7 protein-coding genes are annotated in these 5,511 nt (G+C 64.6%); 1 reads left to right on the top strand and 6 read right to left on the bottom strand.

All coding sequences use genetic code 11. The features are described from left to right. The 4 genes from Y707_RS31505 to Y707_RS0113260 form a co-directional block, all read right to left on the bottom strand. The coding region (locus tag Y707_RS31505; protein ID WP_253905164.1) for a class I SAM-dependent methyltransferase at positions 1-645 on the bottom strand (645 nt) is incomplete at its 3' end. Further along, positions 642-1,709 carry a glycosyltransferase family 4 protein gene (locus tag Y707_RS0113270; protein WP_026535459.1) on the bottom strand — a complete coding sequence of 356 codons (1,068 nt, stop codon included), beginning with the start codon at positions 1,707-1,709 and terminating at the stop codon, positions 642-644. The genes Y707_RS0113270 and Y707_RS31505, both read right to left, overlap by 4 nt. Beyond that, entirely contained in the window at positions 1,693-2,082 is a 390-nt protein-coding gene (locus tag Y707_RS0113265; RefSeq protein WP_026535458.1) for a 6-pyruvoyl trahydropterin synthase family protein, read from the bottom strand. The genes Y707_RS0113270 and Y707_RS0113265 overlap by 17 nt, the downstream gene beginning before the upstream one ends. Further along, positions 2,083-3,108: a zinc-dependent alcohol dehydrogenase gene (locus Y707_RS0113260; protein WP_026535457.1), complete on the bottom strand. Its 1,026-nt coding sequence runs from the start codon at positions 3,106-3,108 to the stop codon at positions 2,083-2,085. It lies immediately after the preceding gene. A 29-nt stretch (positions 3,109-3,137) separates the two neighbouring features. Here Y707_RS0113260 and Y707_RS25880 point away from each other — a divergent pair, with 29 nt between their 5' ends. Beyond that, a complete protein-coding gene (locus Y707_RS25880) occupies positions 3,138-3,884 on the top strand; it encodes a CDP-alcohol phosphatidyltransferase family protein (RefSeq protein WP_051441980.1) in 747 nt (248 codons plus the stop codon). Positions 3,885-3,886: 2 nt separating this feature from the next. Here the strand turns inward: Y707_RS25880 and Y707_RS0113250 are convergent, their stop codons facing one another. Beyond that, complete coding sequence (locus Y707_RS0113250) at positions 3,887-4,756, bottom strand: DUF4031 domain-containing protein (protein WP_026535456.1); 870 nt, start codon at positions 4,754-4,756, stop codon at positions 3,887-3,889. 19 nt (positions 4,757-4,775) lie between these two features. Further along, positions 4,776-5,453: an RES family NAD+ phosphorylase gene (locus Y707_RS25875; protein WP_081744858.1), complete on the bottom strand. Its 678-nt coding sequence runs from the start codon at positions 5,451-5,453 to the stop codon at positions 4,776-4,778. Positions 5,454-5,511 lie beyond the last annotated feature (58 nt).

The raw sequence follows: 5,511 nt of genomic DNA, 5'->3' as shown, positions 1-5,511 counted from the left end.
GGCGGCTGCGGCGGCATCCGGTCCGAGCCGGCCATCGCGGCGCTGATGATCGTCAAAGGCTTTGGCCAGTTTCAAGTCGAAGGGTTCGGCAGGTGTGAACTCCACCTGGCCGGTCACGGTCAGGCTAAACAACACGGCGCACGGGGCCTCCGCGGCCGCGCCGCAGATTGCCTCGATATCGGCGTCACTCAACACATCGAGCAACGCCGAACAGGTGACCAAAGCGGGCGGGTGCATGCCATCAGCCGCTGCTTCAGCCAGTATCCGGCCGACATCCTCCATTTTTCCGGTTCTGCCGGTGAAGCTGGCAGGCGGGTCGGCGCGGGAGAGCAAGTGCGTGTCGTGGTCGACCAGAGTCCAGTGCTGGGCGAACGGCAACCGCGGCGCCAGCCAGTGCGCGTTGGAACCGGTGCCGGCGCCGAGGTCGACGACGTTGACCTGATCGCGCCTGTGAGAGGTTCGCAGCCACTCAACCAAGGGTCCGATCAGCGGTTCGACAGTGTAGCCGCGGGCCTTGTCATCCGCGGGCATGCGCAAGGACAACCATCCGGCGTCGGCGGGTCGTTCCGGCCGTTCGGTCGTGCCAGCTTCCGGCGGCTGCGGGGTTCCTGCCGGCTGACGAGTTTCCGCGGCGCCGCTGCTCATTTCAGTGTCCTCAGTACTGACTGCACGGTGTTTTCCCATCCCGTCAGCATAGCCCGGCGGTTTTCCGCTGCAGCGCACGCACTCTGCCGCACGGAATCGTCGCTCAACCAGCTGGCCAGCGCCGCGGCCAAATCATCGGTAGACCCGGGATCGATAACTAAACCCGGGCGGCGTCCCTCGCGGTCGCGGCCCAACGTATTTTCTGCCCCGGTGCCGGCCGGGACCACTACCGGCACCCCGCGGGCCAGCGACTCGGCCACCACCATGCCGTAGGTTTCCGCCCGTGATGGCAGTACCGAAATGTCGGCGGCATGCCATTGGTCGTCGAGACCAGTTCCCGTTAGCTCCCCCGTGAGGTCGACCCGGTCTTCCAATCCGGCTGCCTTTATGGCGAATCGCACCTGCTCCAGGTACCCGACGTCCGGTCCGGAGGGGCCGATCAGCCGAGCCGTCCAGTCGAACTCCTTCAGGCTCGCGAGCGCCGCGACAGTGGCGAGTTGGTTCTTCACGGGACTGACAGTTCCTACTTGGAGGATGAGTGGAGGGGCGGAACCGTGCGCAAGCGGTGCCGGATCCACGCCGGGCGCCGCTACCGCCACATCAGATAATCCGTGTCGACGACGAAGCTCGTCTGCCGCCCAATCGCTGGTGGCAATTACACCGCGGGCGGCGTGCAGGGCTTCCCGTTCAAGCGCATCAAGGGTAACGGCCGTTTCCGCGTCCAGTCCAGTGTCCAAGGCCAACGGCATGTGCACAAGAACCCGCACATCGTTCCCGGAAGACACTGCATCCTGGACAATGCGAGGGCAACCGGCGGCCATCATTCCGTCGACGATCACAACACGACCGGCCCACCGCAGTGCCCCGGCAAGTTCCTGCTCACTCCGCGCGTCCGGTTGCGGCCAGCTTCCATCGACAGTGGCAACAACGACGTCGGCGCCCGCCTGGCGAAGCCCGTCCCGCAGGCGGCGGTCGTAGATATTGCCTCCGCTGACGACGGTATCGACGTTTCCGGGCAGCACCAGTGCGAGTGCCGGACCGGCGTCGCTATCCGGCGGCTTCAAAGTCGACCCGGTACGAGGCCCACGCGTTGGGCGTTTCGCGCAACGTCACTTCCAGAGAGGTCAGGCCATCAACCAGATCAGTACCGGCCAGCCGGTCCGCGATGTAGCGGGCGAGCGCCTCCGTCGTGGTGAGCTGACCGGCGAAGTCGGGATGTTCGTCCAGATTCCGGTAGCGCAGCCCCTCCAATGTGGTGGACAGTTCGCCGGTGGCCTTGCCGATGTCGATTACGACATTGTCCTCGTCCAGTTCGCGCCGCTGGAAGTTCACCTCGACGACGTAGGTGGCTCCGTGCAGGCCCTGCGCAGGGCCAAACGTCGGCCGCGGAAGGCTGTGCGCGATCATGATATGGTCCGAAACGCCCACCGAATACATCTATTCTCCTTGCTGGTTGGTCTCAGGAACTGCGGTCCCCGGGTAGTCGATGACGTGGCACAACGCGTTGAGTTCGCCGGACGCGAGCCGCTCCATCACGGCCGGCAGCTCATCGAAATTGCTGGTTCCGGTCAGCAGTGCATCGAAGACCGGGTCTTTGAGCAGTTCCAGAGCCAGCAGCAGCCGGTCGCGGTTGCTCCGCCGTGCCCTGCGCACTGGGGCCACGGCGCCGACTTGGCTGGCGCGGATGCTCAGACGGCGGGAATGGAACTCGGCCCCGAGCGGAATCTGAACCGCCCGTTCGCCGTACCAGGACATTTCGATCAGTTCACCTTCGACGCCGAGCAGCCCGAGCCCGGTGGCCAGTCCTTCACCCGATGCCGAGCAGTGAATGACGATGTCGCAGTTGTCCGCAGCCTCGCCGGGTGCGACGAAATCGACGCCGAACGCGGCCGCCGTCGAACCTTTTGCTGGATCAATGTCCGCCAACTGCAGCCGGCCGAGCGGAAACTGCTTCAACAACGCCGCGACGAGAAGGCCAACCATGCCGGCGCCGATCACCGCCACCCGGTCGCCCAGCCGCGGCCCGGCTTCCCAGACCGCGTTGACCGCGGTTTCCATCGTCCCGGCAAGAACCGCACGCCGGGCGGGAACGCCGTCCGGAACCGGAACCAATGCATCGGCCGGCGCCACGAAGCGGTCCTGATGCGGGTAGAGGCAGAACACCGTGCGCCCTTCGAGTTCCGATGGTCCCTGCTCGACGAGACCGACGGAGAGGTACCCGTACTTCACCGGCCCAGGCAGGTCGCCTTCCTGGAACGGACTGCGCATCTGGTCGCGGACCGAGGCGGGAACCTGGCCGTTGTAGACCAACATTTCGGTTCCCCTGCTGATGCCGGTATGGAGCGTGCGGACCAGCGCCTCCCCCGGTCCCGGCGGCTTCAAATCCTCCTGGCGCAGCTCACCTTTGCCGGGGCCGACGGTCCAAAAAGCGCACGCCTTCTCTCCCAAGGTATCTGCAACCATACTTAGTACCATATAGATGAGGGGGAGTGATGGGAACCAGCTCCGCACGCCGTGCAACGGCCGACGCGATGGGCACCATCGCGGTGTTTTTCCCCGCGGGAATTTTGTTCGCGGCCGATTCCTCCGCCTTTACCGGCTCCCGCTATCTGGCTCTCGCCGCCGGCGCGGCGATCACCATCGCCCTGGCGGCATTCGTCCTGCGTCGCACGCCCCGATTCTCGACGCCGGCCGACCGGATCACGCTGTTCCGGGCCGTATTGGTGGGTTGCTGTGCGACGATTATCGTTCCCACCCTCGGCACAGCACTGGAGCCCGGCTGGCTGTTGATCGCGATCGGCACGGTGGCTTTCGTGCTCGACGCCCTCGACGGCCGGGTTGCCCGGCACTTCGGCTGCGCGTCGCAGGATGGAGCGCGGTTGGACATGGAGGTCGACGCCGCCCTGCTGCTAGTGCTTTGCTGGGCTGCGGTGGGAGCACTCGGCTGGTGGACCCTCGCGATTGGCCTGATGCGCTACGCGTTTGTCGCTGCGTCCTGGATCCGGCCTGCCCTAAAAGCACCCCTACGGCCGAGCATGCTCCGGAAGTTTATTGGCGCCGCTCAGGCGTTCGCGCTGCTGGTCGCATTGGCCCCCGGCATGCCCGTCGCTATTGGAGCAACGGTCGTCACGCTGGCCCTGCTGCTGCTGACCGTCTCGTTTGCCCGCGACGTCAGCGTGATGGAGTGGAGCTATCATCAGCATCCGGACGGTGCGGCCAACCACCTATTGACGCCCTAGTGCTACGCGAGCTCGGATTCCAGGTTCCAGCGCGCCGCATCCTCCCACATTCTTCGGCCGGCAGGTGTTCGGAACAGCGGATCAAGCGCAAGCAAACCGCGGACGACGGCGGCACGGCCCGCCTTAAAATTTGCGTCGCCGACATGCGCATACTCGGCCCGGACTGCGTCCAGATACCGACGATACCCGGAGGGGGATCGGCCCAGGACGGACAGATCCGCGTCGCACAACAGCGCGCCTGGTGCATCTTCCGGTGCGGGATCGTGGGTGCTGGTGAGCCGTACCAACCTTGCCACTTCCGTTACCTCGGCTGATCCCAGGCCGGCCTTGGTAAGCCGTTCCTCGGCCAGGCGGGCGGATGCTTCCTCATCTTCTCCTGCAGCGCCGCGGTAAACGGCGTCGTGGAACCAGGCGGCAAGCACGACGGCGCGTGGCGGGCCTGCGGCGCAGGTCAGCCTGTCCAGCGACTCCAGGACGTTCAGCAAATGGGCACGGTCGTGGTAGCGACGGTGGTCTTCGCCCCAGCATTTCAGCAGTTCCCCGCCCAACTTCCGGTTCCCCGGTAACACATCGTTCCACCGCTGTGTCAGCGGACGGACCAGTGCATCGCTGCGCTCCCGGGCCGGAACCCGCAGACCGCTGGCAACAAGCGTGCGGACGAGTGTCCTGCCATCGACCCTTTGGGCGCCCAGCCCGGCCAGTTCCGCGCAGCGGCCCTCCGGAACGTCGTAGTGGTCGCGGTCAAACGCCCGTTCATTCACCCCCGCTGTTGCCGCGAACTCGTGCAACTCAGCCAATGACGTATCGGAGATCATGTGGGCGAAATGGGTTCCATGCGCAGGCCACAGTGGCGGGTCGATAAAGATGGCCATAGTCCTCGCGTCCGCGCGTCTACTTGTTCTTCTTGGGGAGCGGTTTCGGTGGCTTAGCCATTGGCACCGCTTTGGATGAGGGGATGCGCTGAACCATTCCGTACATATTGGCGCGAAGAAATGCTTCCTCACCGGGGATTCGGTCACCCTCGGTCCAGGTTTTCCCCTTCGCCTTATCAAACAGGGCAATAGCTGTGGCCTCCGAAATGGAGGTGAACCGGGACTCATAGAGGATTCCGCCAAAACCAGCGCTATGGAACGCTGTGGCCCACCGACAGGTCTTTTCATAATCTCCGTGAGATGCGCCGAGTTCACGGATCGAACCCCAGTTCGCGGCTAATTCGTTCCCCGTGTGTGCGAGGGTGGCCGCCTTCGGCAAGTTCAACTCGACCACCTCCATCGTGTGCATGACCGATTCAGGAACCATATTCGCCTGGGAAATATGGCTGGCAACCCGTTCCCGGATCGCAGTCTGAAGGTCCGTCGCCAGATAGCAGGTACCCATGGGCATCTCCAGGTCGAAACGTCCGCCGCCGGAAGCGAAATACCATGCTCCACGCGGCGTAGGACGCCGAAAGGCAACTGATCGGTACAACCTATGGGATGCGGACACCCGTACATCTGGAAAACCTGTGAGGTCCGGAGGTGGTTCACCTAGAGCAGCATCGGAGCGATTCGAAGGAACTGGCGAAATCATGCGGCCCAGGCCGCTGCATCGTTCCGTGCCGACGCAAGGACCGGCTCGGGCTCCGCTC

This window comes from Arthrobacter sp. H14 (genome assembly GCF_000520495.1).
Taxonomy (GTDB): domain Bacteria; phylum Actinomycetota; class Actinomycetes; order Actinomycetales; family Micrococcaceae; genus Arthrobacter_C.
This window is presented reverse-complemented; position numbering and strand designations above follow the sequence as displayed.

Coding starts and splice junctions, on each gene's coding strand:
- Y707_RS0113250 (WP_026535456.1), bottom strand. CDS start 4,756: ATGGCCATCTTTATCGACCCGCCACTGTGGCCTGCGCATGGAACCCAT.
- Y707_RS0113265 (WP_026535458.1), bottom strand. CDS start 2,082: ATGTATTCGGTGGGCGTTTCGGACCATATCATGATCGCGCACAGCCTT.
- Y707_RS0113260 (WP_026535457.1), bottom strand. CDS start 3,108: ATGGTTGCAGATACCTTGGGAGAGAAGGCGTGCGCTTTTTGGACCGTC.
- Y707_RS25875 (WP_081744858.1), bottom strand. CDS start 5,453: ATGATTTCGCCAGTTCCTTCGAATCGCTCCGATGCTGCTCTAGGTGAA.
- Y707_RS25880 (WP_051441980.1), top strand. CDS start 3,138: ATGGGAACCAGCTCCGCACGCCGTGCAACGGCCGACGCGATGGGCACC.